This window comes from Kribbella sp. NBC_01484 (genome assembly GCF_036227145.1).
Taxonomy (GTDB): domain Bacteria; phylum Actinomycetota; class Actinomycetes; order Propionibacteriales; family Kribbellaceae; genus Kribbella.
This window is the reverse complement of record NZ_CP109437.1, coordinates 155,111-180,903: the sequence shown is the minus strand read 5'-3', so window position 1 is coordinate 180,903 and position 25,793 is coordinate 155,111. Positions and strand designations below refer to the sequence as shown.

At 68.3% G+C, this 25,793-nt stretch carries 17 protein-coding genes; 16 read left to right on the top strand and 1 reads right to left on the bottom strand.

The annotated features are described in order from the left end of the window. Window positions 1-83 precede the first annotated feature (83 nt). The 14 genes from OG555_RS00745 (at window position 84) to OG555_RS00680 (ending at window position 20,809) form a co-directional block, all read left to right on the top strand. Window positions 84-2,447: an Ig-like domain-containing protein gene (locus tag OG555_RS00745; protein ID WP_329480154.1), complete on the top strand. Its 2,364-nt coding sequence runs from the start codon at window positions 84-86 to the stop codon at window positions 2,445-2,447. Between the two features lie 11 nt (window positions 2,448-2,458). After that, window positions 2,459-4,447, top strand: a complete 1,989-nt coding sequence (locus tag OG555_RS00740; protein WP_329480152.1) for an ABC transporter substrate-binding protein — start codon at window positions 2,459-2,461, stop codon at window positions 4,445-4,447. Then, window positions 4,447-5,445, top strand: a complete 999-nt coding sequence (locus tag OG555_RS00735) for an ABC transporter permease (protein WP_329480150.1) — start codon at window positions 4,447-4,449, stop codon at window positions 5,443-5,445. The genes OG555_RS00740 and OG555_RS00735 overlap by 1 nt, the downstream gene beginning before the upstream one ends. A 6-nt stretch (window positions 5,446-5,451) precedes the next feature. Next, the gene (locus OG555_RS00730) at window positions 5,452-6,540 is read left to right on the top strand and encodes an ABC transporter permease (RefSeq protein ID WP_329480148.1); all 1,089 of its coding nucleotides are present in this window, start codon (window positions 5,452-5,454) and stop codon (window positions 6,538-6,540) included. Between the two features lie 10 nt (window positions 6,541-6,550). Next, a complete protein-coding gene (locus OG555_RS00725; RefSeq protein ID WP_329480146.1) occupies window positions 6,551-7,552 on the top strand; it encodes an ABC transporter ATP-binding protein in 1,002 nt (333 codons plus the stop codon). Continuing rightward, the gene (locus tag OG555_RS00720) at window positions 7,549-8,553 is read left to right on the top strand and encodes an ABC transporter ATP-binding protein (protein WP_329480144.1); all 1,005 of its coding nucleotides are present in this window, start codon (window positions 7,549-7,551) and stop codon (window positions 8,551-8,553) included. Before OG555_RS00725 ends, OG555_RS00720 begins: the two co-directional genes overlap by 4 nt. 28 nt (window positions 8,554-8,581) lie before the next feature. Then, entirely contained in the window at window positions 8,582-10,090 is a 1,509-nt protein-coding gene (locus OG555_RS00715; protein WP_329480142.1) for an ABC transporter substrate-binding protein, read from the top strand. Further along, a complete protein-coding gene (locus tag OG555_RS00710; protein ID WP_329480140.1) occupies window positions 10,084-11,151 on the top strand; it encodes a sialidase family protein in 1,068 nt (355 codons plus the stop codon). The genes OG555_RS00715 and OG555_RS00710 overlap by 7 nt, the downstream gene beginning before the upstream one ends. Next, window positions 11,148-12,542 carry a DUF5060 domain-containing protein gene (locus tag OG555_RS00705; protein ID WP_329480138.1) on the top strand — a complete coding sequence of 465 codons (1,395 nt, stop codon included), beginning with the start codon at window positions 11,148-11,150 and terminating at the stop codon, window positions 12,540-12,542. The genes OG555_RS00710 and OG555_RS00705 overlap by 4 nt, the downstream gene beginning before the upstream one ends. Beyond that, window positions 12,539-13,726, top strand: coding sequence for a DUF5605 domain-containing protein (locus OG555_RS00700; protein WP_329480136.1), 1,188 nt, complete (start codon window positions 12,539-12,541; stop codon window positions 13,724-13,726). Before OG555_RS00705 ends, OG555_RS00700 begins: the two co-directional genes overlap by 4 nt. Then, complete coding sequence (locus OG555_RS00695) at window positions 13,726-15,786, top strand: hypothetical protein (RefSeq protein ID WP_329480134.1); 2,061 nt, start codon at window positions 13,726-13,728, stop codon at window positions 15,784-15,786. Before OG555_RS00700 ends, OG555_RS00695 begins: the two co-directional genes overlap by 1 nt. Beyond that, window positions 15,783-16,889 (top strand): glycoside hydrolase family 28 protein, encoded by a 1,107-nt coding sequence (locus OG555_RS00690; protein ID WP_329480132.1) that lies wholly within the window; start codon window positions 15,783-15,785, stop codon window positions 16,887-16,889. Before OG555_RS00695 ends, OG555_RS00690 begins: the two co-directional genes overlap by 4 nt. Before the next feature lie 17 nt (window positions 16,890-16,906). Further along, entirely contained in the window at window positions 16,907-19,612 is a 2,706-nt protein-coding gene (locus OG555_RS00685; RefSeq protein ID WP_329480130.1) for an alpha-L-rhamnosidase, read from the top strand. Window positions 19,613-19,954: 342 nt separating this feature from the next. Then, complete coding sequence (locus OG555_RS00680) at window positions 19,955-20,809, top strand: alpha/beta fold hydrolase (RefSeq protein WP_329480128.1); 855 nt, start codon at window positions 19,955-19,957, stop codon at window positions 20,807-20,809. Window positions 20,810-20,821: 12 nt separating this feature from the next. Here OG555_RS00680 and OG555_RS00675 read toward each other — a convergent pair whose 3' ends face one another. Further along, the gene (locus tag OG555_RS00675) at window positions 20,822-21,841 is read right to left on the bottom strand and encodes a LacI family DNA-binding transcriptional regulator (protein WP_329480126.1); all 1,020 of its coding nucleotides are present in this window, start codon (window positions 21,839-21,841) and stop codon (window positions 20,822-20,824) included. 191 nt (window positions 21,842-22,032) lie between these two features. Here OG555_RS00675 and OG555_RS00670 point away from each other — a divergent pair, with 191 nt between their 5' ends. Continuing rightward, window positions 22,033-24,480 carry a pectinesterase family protein gene (locus OG555_RS00670; protein ID WP_329480124.1) on the top strand — a complete coding sequence of 816 codons (2,448 nt, stop codon included), beginning with the start codon at window positions 22,033-22,035 and terminating at the stop codon, window positions 24,478-24,480. 51 nt (window positions 24,481-24,531) lie between these two features. Then, window positions 24,532-25,725, top strand: coding sequence for a hypothetical protein (locus OG555_RS00665; RefSeq protein ID WP_329480122.1), 1,194 nt, complete (start codon window positions 24,532-24,534; stop codon window positions 25,723-25,725). Window positions 25,726-25,793 lie beyond the last annotated feature (68 nt).

Below are 25,793 nucleotides of genomic sequence, written 5' to 3'. Positions count from 1 at the left end.
CAACCATGAGGCCCGTCGATCCATTCGATGCCGATTAGATATTCACTCCGGCGGCCGCCCCCTGCGAAAGTGAGGCATGGACGATGACTGAAACTTCCTCCGGCTGGACCCGGCGCGGGTTCGTCGGGACCACCGCCGCCGCGGTCGGCGCGGCCTCCCTGGGGATCGCGCCGACCGCCTCGGCGAAGACCGCGACCGCCGCATCCGCCGCGAGCGGGGACCGGCTGCCCGCGTTCCCCGGTGCCGAGGGCGCCGGGAAGTGGGCCGTCGGCGGCCGCGGTGGTTCCGTCTACGAGGTGACGACGCTGGCCGACTCCGGTCCGGGCTCACTGCGCGAGGGCGTGTCCGGTTCGGACCGGACCATCGTCTTCCGGGTCTCCGGCACCATCGAGCTGCAGTCCCAGTTGCTGATCGCCGGCAACAACCTCACCATCGCGGGTCAGACCGCGCCCGGCGGCGGCATCTGCCTGTCGGGCCACAGCACCGGGATCAAGGGCAGCGCCCACGACATCGTGATCCGCTACCTGCGCTTCCGGCTCGGTGACCACTTCGAGATCGCCGACGACTCCTTCAATACCAACGTGCCCGGCTCGGTCAGCCCGGAGATCCGCAACCTGATCATCGACCACTGCTCGTTCAGCTGGGCGGTCGACGAGTGCCTGTCGCCGTACGGGAACTTCGACGTCACCGTCCAGTGGTGCATCGTCTCGGAGGGCCTGGCGCTGTCCGCACATCCGAAGAACCGGCACGGGTACGGCGGGATCTGGGGTGGCGAGCGCAACACCTACCACCACAACCTGATCGCCCACCAGGGCGGCCGGCAGCCGCGGTTCGGCTACACCGAGGGCATCAACCTCGAGGTCGACCACTACAACAATGTGGTCTACGACCACGGCTACACCTCGGTGTACGGCGGCGAGTGGTCGAACGGCATCAACATCGTCGGCAACTACTACAAGCCCGGCCCGACGACGCTCGGCGAGGTCGCCCCGGTCATCGTGAGCGCGAACCGCGGCGGCCAGTGGTACGTCGCCGGCAACCAGGTCGACGGCCATCCCGACGTCACCGCGCACAACCGGCGGGGCATCCGGTACCCGATCGGCGGCATCGTCGAGCTCGCCGAGCCGCAGCCGATCCCGGGTCGCGGCGACATCCAGTCCGCGGCCAAGGCGTACGAGGCCGTGCTCGCGAACGCCGGCGCGATTCTGCCGCGGCGGGACGCGGCCGATGCCCGGGTGGTCGACGAGGTCCGCAACGGGACCGGACGGCTGATCAACTCCCAGAAGGAGGTCGGCGGATACCCGCCGCTGGTTCAGACCGAGGCGCCCGTGGACTCCGACCACGACGGCATCCCGGACTGGTGGGAGAAGGCGCAAGGCCTGGACCCCAACGATCCGTCCGACGCCCAGAAGATCGCGCCGAACGGCTACACCTACCTGGAGAACTACCTCAACTCGATCGTCCCCGACCCGGTCGGCAGCCCGGCGGTACGGATCACCAGCCCGACGTACAACCAGACGATCCCGGGCCGGACCGCGCCCACCGTGACGGTCGAGGCGGACGCCGCGCCGGCCAAGGGTGGCGAGCTGGCCGGCGTCGAGTTCTTCGTCGGCGACCAGTCGATCGGCTCGGCGGCCACAGCGCCGTACCGGGTGCAGTGGAAGAACGTTGCTGACGGCACCTACTGGGTGACCGCGCGGGCCACCGACCGGAACGGGACGGCGACCCAGTCGACCGCGGTGCCGGTGCACGTCAACCTCCAGTCCGGTACGCCGGGCTGGACGTCCGCTGCCGTCGGCAAGCCGGCGGTCCCGGGCTCGGGCAGCCTCGACAGCGGGATCCTGACGATCAAGGGCTCCGGCCGGATCCTCGGCCGGTCGAGCAACTTCCACTACGTGTACCGCAAGCTCCAGGTCGGCGGCGCCGGATCGGTCGCCCAGATCACCGCCCGGCTGGACAAGATCGCCAAGGTGGCGAACGGGATCACCGCCGGCCTGATGATCCGCGACAGCCTCGACCCGGCCGCGCCGTTCATGTACGGCGGGATCGGGTTCGGCGTGGCCGGCGGGATGGGCACGGTCGGCGACAACGCGAGCGACGCGCCGGACGTCACCGACGACGGCGGCATGAAGGCGCAGGCGATCCGGATCCAGACCGACGGCACGGTGCCGAGTGTCGGGCCGTGGCCGTGGGACGGCAGCTACCTGGATCCCACCAAGCAGTACTGGCTGCGGCTGCTCCGGCGTGAGCGACCGCAGGCGCGGGAGGTCGAGTTCGAGGCCTTCATCTCCACCGACAAGACCAAGTGGGACCGCTTCGGCTACGAGAAGATCATGATGCCGAGCCGGACCTTGTACATCGGACTCGCGATCGACGGCGGCAAGGTGGACAACGCCCTCGTCGACTACGGGACCGCGCAGTTCAGCAACCTCTCGGTCGAGCAGTGAGGCAGGAAGCGATGTCCGGAGCACGACGTACGATCGACCGCCGGCGGATTCTGCAGGGTGGGTTGGGCCTGCTGGTAGCGGCCACAGTCCCCGGCTGCAGTTTCTTCGACACCAAGCCGGCCGGTGCCGGCGCACAGGCTGCCGCAGCCGGTGAGAAGGAGTCGCCGATGCTGAAGGCCCTGGTGGACAAGGGATCCCTGCCGCCACTGGCCGAACGCCTGCCGAAGAACCCGCCCGTGATCAAGCCGCTGTCGGGCCCGGCGCAGTACGGCGGGACCTGGCGCTCGGCCATGCTGACCCAGGAAGACACCCAGTGGCTGTGGTACGCGATGGCCTACGAGCCGCTGGTGCGCTGGAAGCCGGACAAGACCGGCAAGCCCGGGTACGACGAGATCGAGGCGAACGTCGCCGAGTACACGGTCGATGCCGACAGCAAGGAATTCACCTTCACACTGCGCGAGGGCCTGAAGTGGTCCGACGGGAAGCCGTGCACCGCGGACGACATGCTGTTCACCGTGCTCGAGGTGCAGTGCGACACCGGCCTGCACCCGGATGGGATCTACGACGCCTTCCTCTCGCCCGACACCGGCAAGCTGGCCACGATCGAGAAGGTCGACGAGCGGACGGTGAAGTTCACCTACACCGCGCCGCAGCCCTCGCTGCTCGGGCAGATCGCCGACGCGATCTTCCTGCGTGAAGGCGCCTACGGAATGCTGCTGCCGAAGCACTACTTCCAGCAGTTCCACCTGAAGTACAACCCGAACGCGAACGCGCTCGCGAAGAAGGCCGGCGTCGGCAGCTGGACCGACCTGTTCACCCAGAAGCAGAACCCGTTCACCAACGCGGACCAGCCGACGGTGGCGGCGTGGAAGGTGGGCACTGCGCTCGGCAAGGGTTCCGCGGTCACGCTGAGCCGCAACCCGTACTACTGGAAGGTCGACGACCAGGGCCGACAACTGCCCTACATCGACGCCTGCCGGGTCGAGGTGGTCCAGGACGCGCAGGTCGAGCTGCTCAAGGTGATGAACGGCGAGTTCGGCATGCAGTACCGCAACTTCGGCACCCCGCAGAACAAGCCGGTGGTGGCGCAGAACCGGGACAAGGGCGGCTACAAGATCTTCGAGGTGCCGACCCAGCTCACGAACACGATGGTGATCGGGATCAACCAGACGCACAAGGATCCGGTCAAGCGGGCGCTGTTCGCGAACAAGGAGTTCCGGATCGGGCTGTCGTACGCGATCAACCGCAAGGAGATCATCGACGCGGTGTACGCCGGTCAGGGCGAGCCCTGGCAAGGCGCTCCGCCGAAGGATTCGCCGTACTACAACGAGCAGCTCGCCACGCAGTGCCTGGAGTTCGACCTGGCGAAGGCGAACCAGCACCTGGACGCCGCCGGGCTGACGAAGAAGTCGGCGGACGGCCGGCGGCTGGGCGCCGACGGCAAGCCGGTGTCGGTGACCGTGCTGGTCAGCGAGTCGTTCCCGGACCACGTCGAGGCGATCGAGTTCGTCAAGAAGCGCTGGCTCGCGGTCGGCGTCGAGTTGCGGACCCAGGCCGTCAGCGAGGACCTCTACAAGGAGCGGGTCAAGGCCAACGACCACGACGCCGGGACCTGGACCAGCGGCACCTTCGTGCTGCCGACCGGCACCGGTGGCGATCACTACTGGGTACCGACCAACGACGGCAGCGCTCGCTACGGCATCGGCTGGGCGCAGTGGTACCAGTCCCACGGCAAGGAAGGCACCACGCCGCCGCCGGAGGTCCAGAAGCAGCTCGACCTGTTCACCAAGGCCCGCAACGAGCCGGACCCCGCGAAGACACTTGACCTGGGCAAGCAGGTGCTGCAGATCGCGGCCGACCAGTTCTACTACATCGGCATCAGCAGCGTGCCGAGCACGTACGGCGTCGTGAAGAACGACTTCCACAACGTACCGGACCAGATGATCGAGGCCGTTGCCCCCGGCATCGTCCATCCCGAGCAGTTCGCGATCGGCACGTAATGCTGCGGTTCGTGACCCGGCGGCTGCTCTGGATGGTCCTGACGCTGGCGGCGATCTCGTTCGTCACCTTCGTCGTGATCAAGCTGCCGCCGGGCGACTACACCTCCACGGTGATCGCGAACGCGGAGGCTCGCGGGCAGGACATCCCGGACTCGCAGATCGCCGAGCTGAAGCGGCACTACGGGCTGGACAAGCCGTTCATGGTGCAGTACCTGACCTGGGTCTCCGGGGTGGTGCTGCACGGCGACCTCGGTCAGTCCTTCGCCTGGAACCAGTCGGTGGCCAGCCTGATCGGCAGCCGGGTGCTGCTCTCGATGGTGCTGTCGATCGCGAGTCTGTTGTTCGTCTGGGCGATCGCGTTCCCGATCGGCATCTACAGCGCCCTGCGGCAGTACTCGCCCGGTGACTACTTCGCGTCGTTCCTCGGCTTCATCGGGATGGCCGTGCCGGAGTTCATGCTCGCACTGGTGATGATGTACGTCGGCTTCCGGTACTTCGGCCAGAGTGTCGGCGGACTGTTCTCCCCGCAGTACTCCGACGCCGCTTGGAACCTGGGCAAGCTGCTGGACCTGATCTCACACCTGTGGATCCCGATCGTCGTGGTCGGCGTGGCCGGCACCGCGGGGCTGATCCGGATCACCCGGGCGAACCTCCTCGACGAGTTGCACAAGCCGTACGTCGCGACCGCTCGGGCCAAGGGTCTGCCGGAGTGGAAGCTCCTGCTGAAGTATCCGGTCCGGATGTCGCTCAGCCCGTTCTTCAGCACGGTCGGCTGGCTGCTGCCCGGCCTGATCAGCGGCGAGACGATCGTGTCGGTGGTCATGAGCCTGCCGACCAGCGGCCCGCTGCTGCTCGGCGCGGTGAAGAGCCAGGACATGTACCTGGTCGGCAGCTTCGTCCTCATCCTCAGCACGCTGACGGTGATCGGCACGATGCTCAGCGACCTCGCGCTGGCCTGGTGGGATCCGCGGATCCGCACCCGGTTCCAGAAGGGATAGGTCAGGATGCTCCAGCAGACAGCGCAGCAGACCGTCCCGCAGACCCAGTGGCGGTTGATGTGGCGCCAGTTCCGCCGCCACAGACTGGCCCTGATCGGGTTGATCGTGCTGGTCCCGATCTATTTCGTCGCGCTCTTCGCGGGCTTCTTCGCGCCGTCCGGCAGCGACACCGCCCACACCTCCCTGCCCTACGCGCCGCCGCAGACGATCCAGTTGTCGACCGAGCACGGCCTGTTCGTCTACGGGTTCTCCTCCACCCGGAACGACGAGACCTTCGAACAGACCTTCACCGTCGACAAGTCCAAGATCATCGACGTCGGGTTGTTCGTCCGCGGCGACAGCTACAAGGTCCTCGGGCTGATCCCGTCCGACATCCACCTGATCGGGCCGGTGAACGCCGGCGACCCGTTCTTCCTGCTCGGAGCCGATCAGTCGGGTCGCGACCTGCTGTCCCGGCTGATCCTCGGCGCCCGGGTCTCGTTGTCGATCGGTCTGGTCGGCGTGTTCGCCAGCTTCCTGCTCGGCATGCTGATCGGCGGCATCTCCGGGTACTACGGCGGCTGGGTCGACAACGCGATCCAGCGGGTCATCGAGTTCATCATGTCGATCCCGACCCTGCCGCTGTGGATGGCGTTGTCGGCGGCGTTGCCCGGCGGCTGGGGGCCACTGACCCGGTACTTCGCGATCACGGTGATCCTCTCGCTGATCGGCTGGACCGGACTGGCCCGGGACGTCCGCGGCCGGTTCCTCAGCCTGCGCGAGGAGGACTTCGTGATGGCCGCGCGGCTGGATGGTGTCAGCCGGCGCGGGATCATCTTCGGCCACATGGTGCCGTCGTTCGCCAGCCACATCATCGCGTCGGTGTCGATGGCGGTGCCCCGGATGATCCTCGGCGAGACCAGCCTGTCGTTCCTGGGCCTCGGTCTGCAGCCGCCGGCGGTGACCTGGGGTGTCCTGCTCGAAGGCGCGCAGAACATCCGGGCCGTCGCCACCGCGCCCTGGCTGCTGACCCCGGGCCTTGCGGTCGTGGTCGTCGTACTGGCCATGAACTTCGTCGGCGACGGTCTCCGCGACGCCGCGGATCCCTACAAGTAGGAGGACTCCGATGGCTACGCCTTTGCTGGAAGTCCGCGACCTGAGGACTCACTTCGAGCTCGACGACGGCGTCGTGAAGGCTGTCGACGGCGTCGACCTGACCGTGAGCCGGGGCCGCACCCTGGCGGTGGTCGGGGAATCCGGCTGCGGCAAGAGTGTCACCGCGCGCTCGATCCTGCGCCTGGTCGAGCGCCCGGCCCGGATCGTCGGCGGCCAGGTCCTCCTGTACGGCGACGAGCCTGGAAGCGACCCGCTGGACCTGGTGGCCGCGAAGGACAAGCGGTTGCGGCAGGTGCGGTGGGCCGACATCGCGATGGTGTTCCAGGAGCCGATGGCGTCGCTCAGTCTGGTACACACGATCGGCGACCAGATCGTCGAGGCGATCCGGCTGCACGAGCAGGTCGGCAAGGCGGTGGCCCGCGAGCGTGCGGTCGAGCTGCTCGGCCGGGTCGGCATCCCGGACCCGCAGCGCCGGGTGGACTCGTATCCGTTCGAGCTCAGTGGCGGCATGCGGCAGCGCGCGATGATCGCGATGGCCCTGTCCTGCCAGCCGCGGTTGCTGATCGCGGACGAGCCGACGACGGCGCTGGACGTGACGACGCAGGCGCAGATCCTCGATCTGCTGCAGGATCTCCAGCAGGAGTTCGGCATGGCGATCATGCTGATCACGCACGACCTGGGCGTCGCCGCGCAGGTCGCCGACGAGGTCGCGGTGATGTACCTCGGCGAGGTGGTCGAGCATGGTCCGGCCGCCTCGGTACTGAGTCGCCCCAAGCATCCCTACACACAAGCGCTGGTGCGCTCGGTACCCCGGCTCGGGCAACTCCGTCAGCGCCGGCTGGCCGCCGTCCGGGGGACCGTGCCGCCGCCGTACGAGCGGCCGTCGGGGTGCCGGTTCCATCCACGGTGTGACGCGTTCATGGCCGGGAAGTGCGACGAGACCGTGCCGGTCCGGGTGCGGACCGACGACATCGACGTCGCCTGCCTGCTGTACGGCGAGGGGGAGCAGTGAGCCTGCTGACGACGAACGGCCTGACCATGCACTTCCCGCTGCATGGCGGGTTCTTCGGCCGGAGCCGCGGTGTGGTGAAGGCGGTCGACGGGGTCGACCTGTCCATCCGCGCCGGCCGGACGCTCGGGCTGGTGGGGGAGTCGGGATGCGGGAAGACCACGCTCGGCCGCTGCATCGTGCGGGCGTACGAGCCGACGTCGGGCAGCATCATGTTCGACGGTGTCGATCTCGCCCCGCTGTCCGAGCGGCAGCTGAAGCCGTACCGCGCGCAGGTCCGGCTGATCTTCCAGGACCCGCACTCCTCGCTCGACCCGCGCAAGACCCTGCGCGACACCGTCGCCGAGCCGTTGCGGGTGCACCAAGGCGGTTCGCGCGACGAGATCGACGACAAGGTCGCCGCGTTGCTGCGTCGCGTCGGACTGCGGGCGGAGTACGCGAACCGTTATCCGCATGCCTTCAGCGGCGGTGAGCGGCAGCGGGTGGTGATCGCTCGTGCCCTGGCGACCGACCCGCGCCTGGTTGTCGCGGACGAGGCGGTCAGCGCGCTCGACGTATCGGTCCGGGCCCAGATCCTCAACCTGCTGAAGGATCTGCAGGAGGAGTCCGGGCTGACCTATCTGTTCGTGTCCCACGACCTCGGCATCGTCGAGCATGTCGCCGACGACGTCGCGGTGATGTACGTCGGCAAGCTCGTCGAGAGTGCATCCACCGAGGAGCTCTACACCAAGCCCCTGCATCCCTACACCGAGGCGCTGCTGAGCGCCGTACCGGATCCCGATCCCGCGTCCCGTGGCAAGCGGTCCCGGATCATGCTCCGCGGCGAGATCGCGGATCCGTCGAAGGTGCCGCCGGGCTGTCCGTTCAGTCCGCGGTGCGGTTACGCCGAGGAGCGTTGCCGCAAGGAAGTACCCGAGCTTCGTGAGGTCGGCGGCCGCCGTGTCGCCTGCCACTTCGCGGAACAGCTGGACCTGAAGGGTGTCACCGCCGTCGTTCCGGCGTGACACCGCCGCCCCAGGAGAAAGGCCCACCATGTCTGACCAAGGAATGTCGCGTCGCGGCTTCGTCCGGAACAGTGCGCTGATCGGCGGCCTCGCCGCCCTCGGCGGCGCGCTGCCCGGCACCGCGGCCGCCGCGACGACCAGTTCGACCTCCGCGGTGCCGCGCGCCGGCGCGCAGTCCGCCGCGGGTACGGTCGACATCCCGAACCGCTACAACAAGCCGTTCTCGGTCGCCGACGACGAGCTGTTCATCTTCGCGGCCAACTTCAAGCCGTTCGAGCTCGGCGGCGACGACGACGGCCGGGAGTCGACCCGGTACTTCGACGCCGTCTACGGCGACGCGATCCGTGCCAGGTTCCCCGGGGTGAAGATCAAGTACGCCACCTGGGACTACCCGATCCGGTACGAGGACATCGCCAAGACCACCCGGGTCCCGGACCTGATCCTGGAGGATCCGCGGCTGCGGATCGACCGCGACCTCGAGCCGCTCGGCTGGGTCCAGGACATGACCGCGTTGGTACAGCAGGCCGGGATCGACCTGACCACGCTGAACGTCGGCTCGGTCGAGCAGGTGAAGTCGCGCTCGGACGGCGGGCTGTACGGCGTCCCGGTGTTCATCGACGAGAGCCTGCTGTTCTACAACAAGCTGATCTTCGACAAGTTCCAGGTGCGGTACCCCGGGCTGGGTTCGACGTACGACGACGTCTACAAGCTGGCCCAGCGGCTGACCCGGCAGGACGGGCTCGACCACTACAAGGGCTACATGCAGCACCCGGACAACTATCTCGTGATGAACCAGCTAGGGGTCTACCCGTTCGTGCCCGGTTCCAGCGAGCAGCCGGCGCCCGAGGATGTCAAGGTCAACCTGACCAGTCCGGCGTGGAAGACCCTCGCGAACAACCTGTACCGGTTCCTGATGATCCCGCGGAACAACTTCACCACGGTGGACGACTTCTTCAAGGGCGACATGAGCTTCCCGGGTCACCTGGCGATGGCGGTCAACAACCTGTCGAAGCTGAACGCGTACGCCCTCAGCCCGCTGTACGTCGAGGAGGACGACGCGGAGCAGTTCGGCGAGTGGGCCAAGAGCGTGCAGATCGGTGTCACCTCGATGCCGGTGCTGTCCCGCGGCTCGACGGCGATCTACCAGCCGGACACCCGGGCCGCGTTCGTCCCGCCGCAGTCCCAGCACAAGGACCAGGCGCTCGAGATCATCAAGTACCTGGTCTCGGAGGAGATGCAGACCCGGATCTCGTCGTACGGGATGAAGGGCGTGCTGAAGACCGACGCGGTGGTCAACGCGTTCGGTACGGCGATCCCCGAGCTGGCCGCGATCGATACGTCCGCCGTGTACTGGGGTGACAACGCTGTGGTCAAGAACTACCAGAACACCGAGTACTGGGACATCCCGCTCTACAAGGTCTTCCGGCAGCACGTGCTCAAGGACGGCATGGACGTCGACTCGTCGCTGCTGGTCGCCGAGCAGCAGGACATCCCCAACTACATCAAGGCCCAGGCCGCCGCAGGACTCACATGGTGATCGATCACCGCTTCGACGGCCGCATCCGCGAGGGTGCGGCCCTCCTGCCGACGATCCACCCGGGCGACAGCCATGCGGCCACCTTGGTCGAGACGCACGCCGGCGATCTGCTGTGTGCGTGGTTCAACGGGCCGGGGGAGGGGGAGCCGGACACGAACATCGTGCTGTCCCGGCTCCCCGCGGGCTCAGACACCTGGCTGCCCCCGGAACAGCTGTCGGCTGACCCGGATCGATCCGAGCAGAACCCCGTGCTGTTCGTGGCTCCTTCGGGTGAGGTCTGGCTGCTGCACACCTCGAACGAGCCGCATGACCAGTCCACGTCGCGCGTGCTCCGCCGTGTCTCGCGCGACGGCGGCATCACCTGGGACCCCAGCACCGTGATGTTCGAGCGGCCCGGCAGCTTCATCAGGAACCCGATCGTTGTGCTGAGCAACGGTGACTGGCTGCTCCCGGCGTACGACTGCGACAAGTCCGCCGAGACCACGGTGATCCAGCTGAGCTCCGACCAGGGCGCGACCTGGACGCGGATCGACCTGCCCGATGCGATCGGTCAGGTGCAGCTGAGCGCGATCGAAACCGCCCCGGGTGAGCTGCTCGGCTACTTCCGCAGCCGTGCCGCCGACCGGATCCACCGGTCGGTCTCGAAGGACGGCGGCCGCACCTGGACCGCACCGGAGCGGACCGCGGTCCCCAACAACAACTCCGCGATCCAGGTGCTGCGGCTGACCGACGGCCGGCTCGTGCTCGTGTTCAACGACTCGTCCGCCGAGCGGGACCAGTTCCGCTGGGTGCCCGACGGGAAGGGCGGCGTACGGCGGAAGACGCTGCGGACACCGCTGACACTGGCGCTGTCCGAGGACGACGGTGCCACCTGGCCGCACTGGCGGAACCTGCAGGTGCAGGACGAGGAGTATCGCGACAACGAGTTCGGGTACTCGTATCCGATGCTGTTGCAGACCCGCGACGGTCGGCTGCACGTCGCGTACTCCTACCTGCGCAAGACCATCAAGCACGTGATCCTGACGCCCGAGTGGATCGAGGCAGGAGACCGGTTTCCATGACTGTCGAGCGGTGGGGACTACACGAGCTCACCCTGTCCGGACCCGCGGACGGCAACCCGTTCGCCGACGTGGAGCTCCGCGTCGCCTACCAGTACCGGAACCGGATCGTGGTGGTCGACGGCTTCTACGACGGCGACGGGATCTACCGCGCCCGGTTCTCGCCGGACCGCGAGGGGGAGTGGTCGTACGTCACGTCGAGCTCCGCGACCGAGCTCGACGGCCACCGCGGTTCGTTCGTGTGCACCCCGCCCGGCCCGGACAACCACGGTCCGGTCGGGGTGCGCGGCTCCCACCACTTCGCGTACGCCGACGGCACGCACTACGACTGCGTCGGGACGACCTGCTACCACTGGACCTACGAGTCCAAGGATCTGCAGGAGCTGACTCTCGCATCGTTGCGGTCGGCCCCTTTCGACAAGGTGCGGATGTGTCTGCTGCCGACGGACGGGATGCGCCCGGACCGGACGCCGTTCGCGGGATCGACGCCGGGGGAGGTGGACGTCGACCGGTTCGATCCCGCGTTCTTCCGCGCCTTCGAGGGCCGGCTCGCGGATCTGCTCGCGCTGGGGATCCAGGCCGACCTGATCCTGTTCCATCCGTACGACCGCGGGGTGTGGGGGTTCGACCGGATGACGCCGGCGCGGGATGCGGCGTACCTGCGGTATGTGGTCGCGCGGCTGGCGGCGTACCGGAACGTCTGGTGGTCGTTGTCGAACGAGTACGACTTCAACCACGAGAAGACGGTCGCGGACTGGGACCGGCTGCTGCAGCTGGTCCAGCGGTACGACCCGTACCAGCGGCTGCGGTCGATCCACAACGGGACCAAGATGTACGAGGTCTTCACGCCGTACGACTTCACCAAGCCGTGGATCACCCACCAGAGCGTGCAGCACTGGGACGGCGCCGAGGTCGCCGCGTGGCGGGCGTGCCCGAAGCCGGTGGTGATCGACGAGATCGGCTACGAGGGCAACGCCGGCCGCCGCTGGGGCAACCTCACCGCCGACGAGCTGGTGCATCGCTTCTGGCAGGGCATGAGTCTCGGCGGGTACGTCGGCCACGGCGAGTCGTTCGTCGACCGCGAGACGCGCGCGTGGATCTCGGTCGGCGGCCGCCTGTACGGCGAGAGCCCCGAGCGGATCGCCTTCCTCCGCTCGGTGTTCGCCGCGCTGCCCCGGTTGGCCGACGGCGAGCTCGACACCGATCGCTGCGTTCTCCACTACCTCGGCGACCGCCAGCCGTCCGCGGTGGACCTGGAACTGCCCGGCGGCACGCCCTTTCATTTCGACCTGATCGACACCCGGGCGATGACCATCACCCCGCTTCCGGGTGAGCACACCAGCCGCATCCGTCTCCCGTCCCGTCCCTACCTAGCTCTGCGAGGCATTCGATGACCGAGGTCGAACGCTGGGGCCTACTGGAGCTACCGGCAGACGGCCCGGCCAGTGTCCGGTTCCACCACGAACACGGCGACACCGCCTCCGCGGAGTCCTTCCGGACCGGCGACCAGTGGCTGATCCGTTTCATGCCACAGATGGAGGGCAGCTGGGACTACACCCTCGCCGATCGACAGCAGACCTTCACCTGCACACCCGCGTCGACCCGAGGCCCGATCCGCCGCTCCGGATCAACCCTGCGGTGGGCTGACGGAACGCCGTACCACCCCCTCACCACCACCTGGTTGAGCCAGGCCGGCGACCGGTGGACGGATGCGTGCCGGGCGATCGCCGCATCACCGTTCAACCGGGTCCGGCTCCGCGCGGACGTGGAGCGAGTCGACGGGCAGGTCCGCGACCTCTTGGCGGTGGACGTCGCTGCCGAGATCCTCCTGCCCGCCGATGAATCGGTGATCCGCACCGTGGTCAACCAGGTGGCGGCGTACCGCAATGTCACCTGGTGTCTCGATTCGACCCCCGACGCGCGCCGACTGGCCGAGCTGATCGCCGAGTGCGACTCCAGCCATCATCTGATCTCCGTTCACGCCGCACCGGAAGTGGTGGACCCCGGTCCGCCCTGGTTCACCCACCTCAGCGTGCCGCTGGAGAACCTGCGTGGTGTCTCGGCCCTGCGCCGCGACTACGCCAAGCCGGTCTTCGTCGACGCCTGCGGCTACGAGGGCGACGGCTCCACACCGGACACCAGCCTCAGACCGGAAGAGCTGCTCACTCGCATCTGGGAGGGCACAGTTCGCGGCGCCCACGTCACCCACGGCGAGTGGTACGGCGAAGCCGACGGCGGCCCGTGGTCAGCCGGCGGCATCCGCCCCAACGGCGTTGTCGCCCAGCGCCTCCGCCTACTGCGGGAGGTCCTGGACGAGTTGCCCGACGACGTGGAGCCGATCGACGACTACCGCGACGCACCGACTCTCGCCGTACCGGGCTCCTACTACCTGCAATACCTCGGCGAACACCGCTTCCCCGACCGCACCTTCACGCTTCCCGCGGGCACTTATCAGGTGGAGGTCCTGGACGTCTGGAACCATTCGGTCCGCCGTACTCAGGAGACTGTCACCGACACGCTCACCGTGCGCCTCCCTGGCACCGAGTACCAGGCCATCCAGATCCGCCGGGCGACCTGATGCCCGCCCTGACCTCCGGCGACCGCATCGCCGAACTCCGCAGAACCTCAGCCGGAGTAGTCCTCCACCTGGGCCTGACCACACCTGCGACCTATCTGGAGCGGCCGGTCGCCGAGTTGCTGACCTGCTCGTCCGGCCGGCCATGGCAGCCCAACACGATGCAGCCGGACGGATGGTGGATCTCCCGCCGCCCCGGCGAGCACCGGGCCGGCTGCCGGACCGGACCGGTCGCCGTCGAGATCCGGTTGTCCTTCGACGCCGCCGACCGTCTGAACCTCGAGCTCCGCTGGCGCAACAGCGGTCAACGGCGGCTGGGCGATCTCGCCGTCGGTCTGCTGCTCGACCTCGGTAGCCTCACCGACAGCCAGGTCACCATCCCCGGCCTGCTCTACAACGACAACCCGTCCGCCGACCCGGCCCGCGCCGTACCCCGGATCGGATCGGCGCCCGGCGACGGTTTCGTCGCCGAGGAGGACCGCCTCCCGATCCCCGGCGTCAACGTCGAGTGGCGCGCCGGCCGCGAACGCCGCTGGGTCAGCGTATTCTCCCGCCCGGAGGCTCGCCAGTCCGGAGACGGCCAGGTTCGCTACGGCTCGCTGGGTGTCATCCGCCAGGACGGACCGGTGATCGCCGCGCTGAGCGGCGTACTGATGTTCGACGGCAAGCAGGACGTGCGCTACGTCAGCAAAGCCGAGACCGAGTCGACCGAGGACGGCTACCTCACGCTGCGGCCCGGCGAGGTCTACACCCAGCGGCTGATCCTCGACTGGGGTCCACAGCAGGATCGCGGCCACGCCTTCCGGGAACTCGTCCGCACCGGTCGCTCACTCTTCACCGAGCCCGGCGCCCGACCGCTCACCCTGGACGAGATCGTCACCCGCAAGACCGTTGCCCTCGACAACAGGTGGCACCAGGCGGGGACCGTGGCCGGATACACCAAGTTCAGCGACGTCGCGGACAACGGCCCGGCCAAGGCCCGGCACTTCCTCTACGGCTGGACCGGCCAAGCGCTGAAGCTCGCCTGGTGCGACGCCAGGCTCGGCTTCGAGACCGGCGACCGGGCCAGGATCGACCGCTGCCGCGCGGCCGTCGAGTTCTACCTGGCCGGCAGCTCGACACGGACTCCGGGGCTGCGGCACAACGCCTACCAGGTCGGCAGCCGCCGCTGGACCAGCTTTCGTTCCGGCGGGCGGGTGATGGTGTCCAGTCGCGCGTACGGCGAAACGATCGCGGACCTGGCCGAGATCATCACCCTGTTCCGCTCGCACGGCGAACCGGTGCCGCCTTCCTGGCCGGACGCCCTCGCCGGCGCGTGGTCGTTCCTCCGCACCGCGCTGCTGCCCGACGGCACCTTCCCGATCGGGTGGCGTCTCGACGGCACTCCCGCCGCGACCACGGTGTCCGCGGCGGGCATCCCGTGCGTCCTCGCGGCCATCCAGGCGTCGGTGGTCCTGGACGACTCCTGGCTGTTGTCCGAGGCAACGACCTGGCTGACGCGCTACCACGGACAGCACGCGCGGACCTTCGACCGCCCGTTCGCCCGCTCCACCCTCGACGCGGCCAGCGAGGACAAGGAGGCGGGCCTGTTCTTCTTCCTCGCCGCATATGAGTTGTACCGCCTCGCCGGTGACGACCTCTACGCGCGCTGGGCCGAGGTGACCGCCGACTGGCTGCTCACCTGGGTCTACGTCTGGTCTCCCGAACTGGACCTCGACTCCCCACTCCGCACCGCCGGCTTCAACGCGATCGGCTGGCCCACCGTCAGCGTCCAGAACCATCACCTCGACGCCTTCTTCCCGACATACGAACTGCTTGCCTTCGGCCTCGCCGTCGAGCGACCTGACTATGTCGCCGCGGCCGAGACGATCATGAACGCGATGGGTCAAGGCATCTGCGGAACGCCGGGGGAGTGGGGCTTCCAAATCGTCGGCGAACAGGGCGAGGCCTTCTTCCAGACCCACTGGCAACGCCGAGGTCACTCCAACACCTGGAATCCGTCCTGGGTGATCGCCATACCCCTGGCCAACGCTCTCCGCATCCGCGCAGGATCCGCTGAATGACCGACCACTGCATCACCTCGTACGGCGCCCGGCCCGACGACGACTGCACGGATGCGATCGAGCGCGCAGTCCGGGCTTGCGAACTGACCGGTGGCCGGGTCGTGATACCGGTCGGTGTCTTCGTCACCGGACCGATCCGGCTGCGCAGCAACGTCGAGCTGCACCTGTCGGTCGACGGGACACTACGTTTCCGGACCGATCCGTCGGCGTACCCGATCGTCAGAACGCGCTGGCAGGGGATCGAGTGCTTCAGCCATTCGCCACTGACCTATGCGTACGACGAGGTGAACGTCGCCGTAACCGGGACCGGGACCCTGGACGGTGGGGCCGGGGTGGACAACTGGTGGGCCGACACCAAGCCGGTCGACGACTGGAACCGCTTGCTCCGGATGGTCGCTGATGATGTCCCAGTCGAGGATCGGATCTTCGCGCCAGGGCACGGCTTCCGGCCGAGCTTCATCCAGCCGTACAGCTGCCGGCGGGTGCGGATCGAGGATGTGCGGATCGTCAACGCGCCGATGTGGGTGGTGCATCCGGTGTTCTGCTCGGACGTGCTGATCCGTGGCATCACGGTCGACAGTCGCGGGCCGAATAACGACGGCTGCAATCCGGACTCCTGCTCGGACGTCGTGATCAGCGGGTGCTCGTTCGACACCGGCGACGACTGCATCGCGATCAAGTCCGGCCGCGACGCGGACGGTCGCCGGGCCGGCCGCCCGGCGGAGAACATTGTCATCGAGTCGTGCCGCTTCGGCACCGGCCACGGCGCCCTCACCATCGGCAGCGAAACCTCCGGCGGCATCCGCAACATCCACGCCCGCGACCTCCACATCACCGGCCCCGCGGTCGACCACGCCCTCCGCATCAAAACCAACTCCGACCGCGGCGGCCTGATCGAACACATCACCCTCCACGACACCGTCGTCGACTCCGTCACCACCTCCGCCGTCGTCATCAATACCCGCCACGCCGAACCCACCGGCACCCACCACCCGACCGTCCGCAACATCACCCTCTCCAACCTCCAGGTCCAGGTCGCCCCACGAACCCTGGAGATCCATGACACCCCCGAATCCCCCGTACATGGCGTGAACTTCAGATAAGAGACGGAGTGGTCCTGGTGACAACTGACTGGATGCTGACCGATCCACCGAGCGTTCCGGCGCTGACGCCGTACGACCTGCGCTGTGAGCACCGGGTGAACCCACTCGGCATCGGGACCGCGCGACCGCGGCTGAGCTGGCGCCTCGCGTCACCGGTGCGTGGAGATCGGCAGGAGGCGTTCCGGGTCCGCTTGGCGCGCGACGGCGTACAGGTGTGGGACAGCGGGTGGCGGTCCGGGCAGCAGGCGTACGTCGACCACGGTGGTGCACCGCTGACGTCGCAGATCGACTACGTGTGGCGTCTGGAGGTACGGGACGCCGCCGGGCAGCACGCCGAGGCGTCGGCGACATTTGCCACCGGCATCTTCCGTGCGGAGGAGTGGGAGGCGCACTGGATCGAGCACGACTACGAGACCGATCCGTACTTCGAGCCGCCGGTCGACCGCGCGGAGCCGAGGACGGTACGTCAGGCCACGATCGCCGCACCGCGCTACTACCGGCGATCCTTCGAGCTTCCGCAACCAGTGGTCCGGGCTCGCGTCTACGCGACAGCCCACGGCCTCTACCAACTGAGCGCCAACGGCCAGCGTGTTGGCACCGACGAGCTGACACCGGGCTGGACGGACTACCGCGAGCGCCTCGCCTACCAGACGTACGACGTCACGCACCTGCTGCACGCGGGGGAGAACGTACTCGGCGCAGTGTTAGGTGAGGGCTGGTGGTCCGGGTACGTCGGCTGGGACACCCGCAGCCATGCGCACCACTACGGCAGGAAGCCGCAACTGCTCGCTCAACTCGTGGTCGACCATCCAGATGGATCGCGGACAGTGGTCGCGACCGACGGGCGCTGGGTGGAACGGGTCGGCCCGCTCAGGTTCGCCGATCTGTTGATGGGCGAGTCGTACGACGCCAGGCTCGAGCTCGGCGAATGGTCTAGTCCGGGGTACGACGCCACGGGCTGGGCACCGGCCGGAGACATGGGCGCCGACCTGTCGACTCTGATCGCGGCGCCTACCGAGCCGGTCCGGGTGACCGAGGATCTGCCGGCCGTCGCAATCACGCCGCGTGGCCCCGGTCGGTTCATCGTTGATCTCGGTCAGAACATCGCAGGCCGGGTCCGACTGCGCATCCGCAACGCATCCGCCGGCGATCGGATCCGCCTGCGACACGGCGAGATGCTGGAGTCCGACGGCGAGCTCTACACCGCCAACCTCCGCACCGCCGACGCGACCGACTACTTCGTCAGCGCCGGTGCCACCGAGGAGTTCTTCGAGCCGATCTTCACCGTGCACGGCTTCCGGTACGTCGAGGTCGACGGCTACCCGGGTGAGTTGACGGTTGAGGATGTGACCGGTCGGGCACTGCACTCCGACACCCCCGTCGCCGGACGGTTCGAGTGCTCGGACCCCGGCGTCAATCAACTGCTGAGCAACATCCGCTGGGGTCAGCGCGGCAACTTCGTCAGCATCCCGACCGACTGCCCGCAGCGCGACGAGCGGCTCGGCTGGACGGCGGATGCGCAGATCTTCCTGCCGACCGCCGCGTACCAGGCCGACGTACTGACGTTCTTCGACAACTGGCTCGGCGACCTGGCGGTGGCGCAGACCGACGAAGGCGCGATACCAGATGTCATCCCGCACGTCATCACCGGCCGGCACGGCACACCCGCGTGGGCCGACGCGGCGACCATCGTCCCGTGGACGCTCTATCGCATGTACGGCGACGAACGCGTTCTGCGATCCGCATGGCCGGCGATGCGCCGGTGGGTCGACTACGTGCACCGCGCCAACCCGGACCTGATCTGGCGGAACCGCACCAGCGGTCACTACGGCGACTGGCTGCAGGTCGGCGTACGCACTGACCGGGACGTCCTCGCCACGGCGTACTTCGCTCGCAGCGCCGAGTTCACCGCCGCGACCGCGCGGGTCCTCGGTCTCGCGGACGAAGCGGCGGCGTACGGCGAACTGCGGGAGCGCATCGCGGACGCGTTCGTGACGGAGTTTGTCGATGCCGAGGGCAAAGTTCGCGGCGACACACAGACCGGATACCTGTTGCCGCTGGCGTTCGGGCTGCTCCCGGACGAGGCCGAGCAGGCGGCTGTGAAGCACCTCGTCGCGGATCTGGAGCGGCGCGGCCGGTCGCTGACCACTGGCTTCGCCGGAGTCGCGTTGCTGTGCCCGATCCTGACAAGGTACGGGCACGCCGACCTCGCCTATGAGCTCTTGCACGACGACCGGTATCCGTCCTGGGGCTACTCGATCAAGCACGGCGCGACGACGATCTGGGAGCGCTGGGACGGCTGGACCGAGGAGAACGGCTTCGGCCCCGTCGCGATGAATTCCTTCAACCACTACTCCCTCGGCTCGGTCGGCGAATGGCTGTACGCCGACGTCGCCGGCATCAGCCAGTCCCCGGACTCGATCGCGTTCCAGCACCTGGTGATCCGCCCTCGCCCAGGCGGCCGCCTGACCTGGGCCCAGGCCTCCTACAACACCCCCACCGGCCAAGTCTCAACCCACTGGGAGCGGGCCGACGGCGAAATCCAGCTCGACGTCGTGGTGCCACCGGGAGCCGTGGCCACTGTTCATGTCCCGACGACCGACGCCGGGTCGGTCCGCGAGTCGGGTCGCCCGCCAAGCGAGCTCGTTGTCCTGGAACCGCAGGACAACGCGGTGGTGTTCAAGGTGCCATCGGGACGGTACAGCTTCACGGCCCGCGTCTGACCATCCTCTGGCCCCCTGCGCTGACGCCTCAAATGTGGCTCCTCTGCTGGATGTGTGGGCGAACTGAGCGAGGTCGCCCGGTGTGCAAGCTCGACAGGAGGTATCGGTCCGGGGGTGCTGGTCCGGCGCGGCATTCACGCCTGGGCCCAGCCGGCTCGGCCGAGGCCAGGCGGACACCTCCTGTCGACCTTGCACACCCCAGCCACCGTCCCCATCCCCGGGCTGTGCCGTGTCCGAGGTCCCGACTACCTGTCCGAAGCCGCGGCGATCCCACCGCTCCGCACTGGCTTCTTGTGCTGCAGTGCCTGGACAATCATGTGAACCGCATGGTTCACTTCAGAAGTGAACGAGCTGCGCATCGCCGAGCTGTCGTCAGGATCTGTGGAGTACGTCGACACGGGTGGCGACGGGCCGGTCGTCGTGTTCCTGCACGGCCTGCTGATGGATCGAACCCTGTGGGACCAGGTGATCCCGAGCCTGTCTCCACGGTTCCGCTGCATCGCGCCGACCCTGCCACTGGGCGCACACAAACACGCGCTGAAGGACCAAGGAGGTCTCTCGCTCGACGGACTGGCCGCCACGGTGGTCGAGCTGCTCGACAGCCTGGGCCTCGATCGAGTCACGCTTGTCGGCAACGACACGGGTGGTGCTGTCGCACAGTTCGTCGTCCGCCACTACCCCGATCGCATCGACAGACTGGTCCTCGCATCGTGTGAGGCCTTCGACAACTTCCCGCCAGGGCTGACCGGTCGCACGATCGTCACGGCCGGCCGACTCCCACCTGCTCTGTTCGGCGTGTTCATGCAGCAGTTGCGGTTACGCGTCGTACGGCGTTCGCCGATGGCGTTCGGCTGGTTGACCCGACGCGGCGATGCGGTCGTCCGAGGCTGGCTCAACCCGGTCCTCCACGACCCCGCCGTACGCCGGGACGCCGTACAGCTACTGCGGGCACTAGCCAACGCCCGGCCCACACTCGCGGCGGCATCTGAGGACCTGGCGAAGTTCGACCGTCCTGCCCTGGTCATCTGGGCAGCCGACGACAAGGTCATGCCCCCTGATCACGGACGCCGCTTGGCCGAGCTCCTGCCGCAGGGCCGCCTCGAAGTCATCCCCGACAGCTACACCCTCCTGCCACTCGACCAGCCCGCCGAGTTCGCCACTGCGGTGACCGCATTCCTCTCGCAACCCGCGCACTGAGGGCTCCAGGTGTTAGCGCGAGGTGCGGCGGCGGGGTGGTTTTGCAGTGGACGCGCGGATGACCAGGTCGCCGGAGAGGTGGGTGGTGGTGGGGGAGGGGTTGGGCGTGAAGCGGGCCCAGGCTTGGCGGCCTAGTTCTACTGTCGAGACGGCGTAGGTTGTGAGGCCGGGGTCGGTGTGGGCGCTCATGGGGGCGTTGTCGATGCCGGCTACCGAGATGTCGTCAGGGACCGACATGCCGAGTTCGCGAAGGCGGCTCAGAACGCCGACGGCTACGTGGTCGTTGAAGGCGATCAGGGCGGTTGGCTTGTGTTCGAGTGCCTCGTCGACGGCCGCATGCCCGTCGCAGAGGGATGAGCCGCAGGGGACGCGGATGACGGTCAGCCCAGCGGCCTCGGGTATGCGGAAGCCGCGTTGTCGTTGCTGGTCGGACCAGGCGGTCGTCGGCCCTTCCAGGTAGGCGATGCGCTGGTGGCCTAGCGACATGAGGTGTTCGCACAAGGCGCGTACGCCGAGGTGATAGTCGACGACCACGGAGCCAACCGAGGGATGACGCAGTACGCGATTGATCAGCACCAGCCGGCGGGCCGCCTCCGCGACCTCCCTGAGCCTGGACGTGCTCATCCGTGGTGCGCACAGCAGCAGGCCGTCGACCCAGCGGGCCAGTTCGAGGGCGGAGCGGTACTCCTGCTCCGGGTCCTCCTCGGTTCCGGCGACCAGCGTGTGGTGGTCGTCAGCGGCCGCCTCGGCCGCGATGCCCTTCAGGACTTCCGCGAAGTACGGGTTACCGAGGTCGGGCACGACGACGCCGATGGTCCGGCTGCTGCCGCGGAGCAGCGTCTGCGCCGCCGGGTTCGGCCGGTAGCCGACCTCGTGGGCGGCCGCGCGGACCCGCTCGGCGACCTGCGGCGAGACCGGTTTGCCGCCGCTCAGCACGCGGGACACCGTCGCCGTCGACACCTCGGCGAGGCGGGCGACGTCGTGGATCGTGGCACGGGCGGCCGTCGCACGGTCCCCGGTCGGCTTTCTCACCGGATCATTGGACCACGTTCGCGCCGGAATCGCCGCCAGTGCAGCGATGTAAACCTTTTCCCGATTCGCTGAACTTCACCACGGCCAGGCCTTGACGTGGCCGCGCCGCGCTGCGACGGTAGCCGAGGAAAAGGATTACCCGCCCACCGCCCCGGGCACTCGGCCACGGCGGTCCGCGCGAGGAGACCACCGTGAGAAACCGCCTGTCCAGCCTGTTCTTCGCAGTCGTCCTCGTTGTCTGTGCGCTCACCGCTGGGGGTCCGGCGACCTCGGCGACCGTCGCGGCGAACCCGGCGACGTTCGGCCCGTTCGACCCGCGGATCGAGTTGGACGGGCACTGGGGGCGCGACGACGACGTGGCGATCACGGTGAACTCCGGATCCTCGGTCCGCTTCCGCTTCACCGGCGACCACCTCGGCGCCTGGTTCGACACCGCCTCGATCACGAACCCGGCCCAGCTGTACGTCGTGATCGACAGCGGCGATCCCGTCCTGGTAAAGGTCGACGCGGACCACAAGATCTTCGCCGAGAACCTCGACCCCACGGTCGCGCACACTGCCGAGATCCTGGTGAAGGACGTCGACGAGTACGCCAACCGCTGGACCACCCCACTGCAGTCCGGCATCGTCCTCGAGAAGATCGAGCTGGCGCCGGCAGCACAGCTGATTCCGCTGCCGACGACCGCCGAGCATCGCATCGAGTTCTACGGCGACTCGATCACCCAGGGCGTGATGGCGCTCTGTCCGGAGCTCGGCAGCGACTGCGCCGACGGCACCAAGAGCTACCCGCACCTCGTCGGCGAGGCGTTCGGCGCGGACACGAACCAGGTCGGCTTCGGCAAGCAGGGCATCCTGCAGCCCGGCCACGGCAACGTCGGCACCGCGGCCGAGTCCTTCGGCTGGGACCTGGCCGGCTTCCCGGCCGCACCTGCCGACCCGGGCATCGTCGTGGTCAACTTCGGGACGAACGACGCGTCGTACACGAGCGCCGAGTTCACCCCGGCGTACCTCGCCTACCTGAGCAAGATCAGGGCGGCAGACCCGCAGAGCCTGATCGTTGCCCTCCGCCCCTTCAACGGCACGCACGCAGCGGACATCAAGGCCGCGCTCGCCGCCGCGCAGGACCGGAAGATCGTGTACGTCGATACCACCGGATGGCTGGGGCCGGACGACTTCAACGGCAGTACGCATCCCAACGTCAAGGGTCACCAGGTCGCCGCCGCCAAGCTGACCGCGGTCCTCGAACACCTCACCGGCTGGCGCTCCACGCACCCGGGGGACACGGCCGCCGCGAAGCTGTCACCACACGCTACGGCAGATGCCACCTGCTCGGACACCACGCTGACGATGACCTTCAACGGGCCGGTCCGGCTCGGTGTACGCGGCAGGCTGCAGATCCACCGGGCCGGCGGCGAGGTCGTCGACACGATCGACCTCGCGGACCTCACGTCGTACCAGCGTTTCATCGGTGGCGCGCGCTCGGACTTCGGCGAGCTGCACACGTGGACGTACCAGCCGGTGGTCGTCGATGGCCGGACCATCTCGATCCATCCGCATGAGCGGCTCGCGCCCGGCCAGGCGTACTACGTCACGGTCGATCCCGGCTTCGTGGTGGGGAATCCGGGGATCGGCAACTGGAGGTTCCGGACCAAGCAGGACCCGAGGACGGACAGCCGGTTGAAGGTCGGCCCAGGCGGGGACTTCTGCACGGTCCAGGGCGCGATCGACTTCGTTGCGGAGGGCCACAAGGCACGCATCGACGTGGCACCGGGCTTCTACCGGGAGCTCGTCTACGTGCCGCGGACGAAGCCGGGTATCACGATCGTCGGCGCGGGCGCCGGCCGCACGCTCATCGGCTATCCGAACAACAACCTGCTGAACGGCGACTACGCGATGGCGAATGTCCCGATCGAGCAGGCGTACTGCCCGCGGCGCGTGCTGGACCAGCCGGACCGCTTCAACTGCTGGCGGTCCGCGATGGGCGTCGACGCCGACGACTTCACGCTGGCGGACGTGACCGTGCAAAACCTCACGCCGTACCGCGGTTCGCAGGCCGAGGCGTTCCGCGGCAACGGCAACCGGATCGTCCTCGCGCGGGTCCGGATCCTCGGGTACCAGGACAGCCTGCGGTTGCAGGGCCAGGCCTTCGTGACCGGCAGCTACGTCGAGGGCGACGTGGACTTCGTCTGGGGGACCGGCGGCGTCTTCGTCCAGGACTCGGAGCTGAAGGCGTTGCACGAGGGCTACTACAACCAGGTCCGCAACAGCGACAACGGTCCCGGCAACGTCTTCGTCCGCGTCCGGCTGACCCGTGGGCCCGAGGCGCCCGACGACAGCGTGTTCCTCGGGCGGGTCGAGCTGAGCCGCTTCCCGACCAGCCAGGTGGTCTTCATCGACTCGGCGATGGACAGCCACGTGAAGAAGACCGGCTGGCAGATCACCAGTCCCAACGACTGCGCGGCCGCCGGTCAGGTCCGGTTCTGGGAGTACCACAGCACCGATCTCGCCGGCCGCCCGCTCGACACCAGTGCACGACTGGCGTGCTCCCGCCAACTCAGCGACGACGAGGCGGCGCAGTTGCGCGACCCGTCCGCGGTGTTCGGCGGCTGGCATCCGGTTGTCCCCCGCCCCGAAAGGTGAACAAGGATGAGCCCAGTCAACCGTAGAACCGTTCTCGGAGGAGCTCTCGCCGTGACCGCAACCACCGCGACCGGCTGGCCCGCGACCGCCGCCGCTGACACGCCGGGTTCACCCGCCGGTGGCGTGCAGCCGCATCCGGCGCCGCGGCCGGTCGCACCCGTGAACACGGAGATCGCGGCTGCGCACTCGGCGGCGTACAAGACGCTCCCGCAGGTGGTCGTCGGCGTCGACGTCGAGGATCTGATGAAGATCCACACCGCCGCCGACGCGGATGCCCTCCGCCCGCAGCTCGTCGCGCAAGTCTGGAAGGACACCGGCGTGCTCCCGACCGGTCTCCCGACGGTACGACGTGATGTCGGTGTCCCGGCCGAGTTGCCGACATTCACCGGCGTACGGCGCTACGACCGGCTCGAGGTGGCGATGCCCTTCGGGTACGTCGCCACCGTGTTCGTCCTCGAGCCCGCCAAGAGCAACCACCGCCGGGTCGCGTTCTACCACAACGGCCACGGCGAACCACTCGACACGATGCAGCGGGTCGCCCAAGGGCTCCTCGACCACGGCTACACGGTCCTGCTGTTCGCGATGCCGTTCTACCACTGGAACCCGAAGACCCTGCAGGATCCGGCGGACCCGTCGGTCATGCAACAGCCGTCGCACAACGACCTCCCGCAGTGGGAGTCCGCCGCGTACTCACCGCTCGCCCTGTTCCTCGAGCCCCTCGCGGTGGCGATGAACCACGTCCAGGCGACGTACCGGCCGTCGTCGGTGCAGATGGTCGGCCTGTCCGGCGGTGGTTGGGCAACGACGATCTACCCGGCGCTCGACCCGCGGATCACCCGGTCCTACCCGACCGCCGGCTCGCTGCCGTTCTTCGTCCGGCCCGGCTCACCGAAGCCCAGCCCGACGCGGGGTGACTGGGAGCAACGGCAGGACATGCAGCCCGGGTTCTACGGTCTGGCCGACTTCCCGGACCTCTACGCGCTGGCTGCGACCGGCCCGCATCGCCGGCAGCTCCAGATCCTCAACCGCTTCGACGAGTGCTGCTTCAACGGCGTCGGCCACCGCTCCTACGAGGCCGCGGTCCGGCAGCGGATCGCCGTGATCGGGACGGATGCCGTCAGCAACGAGTCGAACGGCCACTGGGAACTGCTCGAGGACGCCACTCACGGCGAGCACACGATCAGCCCCTACGCCCTGTCCGTCATCCTCTGGGACCTGGACATCCACTGCGCCCACCTGCCGTGAATCTTGTACCGAAGAACGGGTAGTAGTCCCACAGAACCGCGTCAGGCGAAGGGCGTCGAGCGGGCGGA